Annotated in this window: 1 pseudogene; it reads right to left on the bottom strand. The window is 65.8% G+C overall.

The features are described 5' to 3' along the window. Window positions 1-290 precede the first annotated feature (290 nt). Window positions 291-622, bottom strand: a pseudogene (locus INT12_RS30985) (short chain dehydrogenase); the annotation flags it as partial.

The raw sequence follows: 622 nt of genomic DNA, 5'->3' as shown, positions 1-622 counted from the left end.
TGTTCGAGAAGATGGGGATCCACGACAACATCGCGCTGGCGCGCATGGCCAGCCAGTACGGCCTGGTGGATCCGGCGCGGCCGATGTAAACGCGAGCGTCCGGAGCGCTTCGTTTGGGCTTAAACGTCGGTAGAGGCGTGCAGGGCGGTCGGTGCCCCGGTTTCGGATGCTTGTGCCGCGCTGCGCGCGGTGTCCACGCAGGGCGTGGACCTACGAATTGTTACGTGCGCAGGACGATTCCGTAATCAAAAGCGGCGTTCGTGCATGTGCGCACGTACGCGAGTTGCGTATCAATCCAGGAACAAATCCGGCAACAGCGGGCGCGTCGGGTCCACTGCGTATCCGCTCAGGTCTGTGATGCCGGCCTCGGCCAGTACTTCGTCGTCCAGCAGGAACTGGCCGCTGAAACCGGCCGCGTCGCGGGTCAGTACCGCGTGCGCGGCGTCGGCGAGGATGTCCGGGGTGCGGCAGCCGCCGATGTCGACGCCGGGAATCATGTTGATGGCGTCAGTGGCGATCACCGTGCGCGGCCACAGCGCGTTGACCGCCACGCCCTGCGGGCCGAATTCGGCCGCCAGGCCCAAGGTGACGAAGCTCATGCCCATCTTGGCCAGCGTGTAGC

This window comes from Pseudomonas sp. K8, assembly GCF_014889455.1.
Lineage (GTDB): Bacteria > Pseudomonadota > Gammaproteobacteria > Pseudomonadales > Pseudomonadaceae > Aquipseudomonas > Aquipseudomonas veronii.
Note: the sequence above shows the minus strand (reverse complement) of the source record. Positions and strands in the feature narration are given on the sequence as shown.